This is a genomic window from Halomonas sp. 141 (assembly GCF_002810305.1).
GTDB classification, from domain to species: domain Bacteria; phylum Pseudomonadota; class Gammaproteobacteria; order Pseudomonadales; family Halomonadaceae; genus Vreelandella; species Vreelandella stevensii.
Genome location: NZ_PINZ01000096.1, coordinates 1 through 1,605, shown reverse-complemented (window position 1 = coordinate 1,605; position 1,605 = coordinate 1). Strand labels below are relative to the sequence as shown.

Sequence of the window (1,605 nt, the reverse complement as noted above, 5' to 3'; positions counted from 1 at the left end):
GGGTGTTGGACGACAGGTCAGATTTTACCTCGTCGGTGGCTATGAGGCAGCTCCGACGGGATTTATGCAGCGTTTCCTTAAAGTCAAGCTGTTTTCGGGATACACTAGGACTTCGTATTCATAGTCAGGTCGAGCCGCGAAGCTTTCATGCCAACAGACTCACAATCCCAGCCGTCCGATACACTGATCGACCGAGTACTGGTCGGCTCTCGCCTAAGGGCTCACCGTAAACAGCAGAAATTCACCCTGAAACAGGTGTCTGAGAAAAGTGGTGTTGCGCTTTCAACGCTGTCGAAAATGGAGTTGGGGCAGGCAACTGTCAGCTATGACAAGCTTGCTGCTGCCGCACGTGCTCTGAATGTCAGCCTGCCCCAGCTGTTCAACCCTGAATCGGGTGCGGACAGGTCAGATAAGCCAACGGTGGTCACCAGCAAAATTTCTGAGGCGACTGGGTATGCTACTGGCAGCTATGAATATCATCCTATTGCGGGTGAGTTTCCCGGTCGGAGCATGATGCCGGTTTATGCTCGGATTCAGGCGCGTGATCTGGGTGAGTTTGAAGACTTCATCCGCCACCCCGGAGAGGAGTTTGCCATGGTGCTATCGGGGCGCGTCTGCATTCACTTTGAAAATGGTGAAAGCATCAGCCTGGGTGAACGAGAAACGGCTTATTTCAACAGTTCCATCGGGCATATTTATCTGGCCGAGGGTGATGAAGATGCAGAAGTAATAGCTGTGATGTCGGAACCCAAAGAGGGCGATCTTCAAGGCTGAACCAGCTATCAGGCTTCGCCAATTTCGTGAAAACACAGAATGTAAAGGGGGAGCCCCTGACAGGCTCTTCCTCTTGTTTTGGCTGAAGCAGGTTACAGCGACTTGGCCAGCTCCAATGCTTCAGCAAAAGTGATCCGCTGACGGCTAAGTTTTGGTAGGATTGAGGAAAGAGGCGAGGAATGGTCGGGCACGTTCAATGAATTGGACGATAAGCGTGAGAAACTCAGAGGCCTGATTCAGCATCACCTACTGGCGCACCGCGCGAGATGAGGCCAAGACGGAAGCCAATCTGGATCGGGATATCCGACGGGCCAAGACGATTCTCTCGCTAGATGCAGCCATGAACAAAGAGGATCGTTTTCTAAAGACGCACAGCCCAAGCCTGGTGCACCACTACAGACCAAGTCGTTGAAACCCTGCGTTACGTCCTCAAAGCCTAAGCTCATGCGTCTCCCGCAACACCGTCACTGTATTAGCAGTGTTGTAGGAGGGCGCTTCAGCGCGCGATGATCACACCACATAAGCAATCTAGCCACCCCGTAGCGCGGCGTAACGCTTGGCGAGGAACGAGCCAAAAGGCACCCGCAGCGGCGGCCCGGCGCGAAGGCAGCGTCAGCTGCCCAAAGCCTGCTCCAGCTCAATTTTTCTTCAAAGCCACGTGACCTAAGCCAAATTTATCAATAAAGTATGATTAAATCGTGAAAACGAGCCGGCACGCGAATTTTGGATATGTTGCCTCGCTGGGTAAATAAGACCTGAATCCGTGAAGCCGGCGCCGACACTTTCCCTATCACCGCCAGCGAGCACTTTTTGATCATTCGCCCCGTGCAA

Annotated in this window: 1 protein-coding gene; it reads left to right on the top strand. The window is 53.0% G+C overall.

The features are described from left to right. Positions 1 to 147 precede the first annotated feature (147 nt). On the top strand, positions 148 to 774 hold the full coding sequence (locus tag CWI66_RS17430; protein WP_100732372.1) for a helix-turn-helix domain-containing protein: 627 nt from the start codon (positions 148 to 150) through the stop codon (positions 772 to 774). Positions 775 to 1,605: the final 831 nt, after the last annotated feature.

What these genes read in the sequence shown, in the direction of transcription:
- CWI66_RS17430 (WP_100732372.1), top strand. Translation starts at nt 148, where the DNA reads ATGCCAACAGACTCACAATCCCAGCCGTCCGATACACTGATCGACCGA.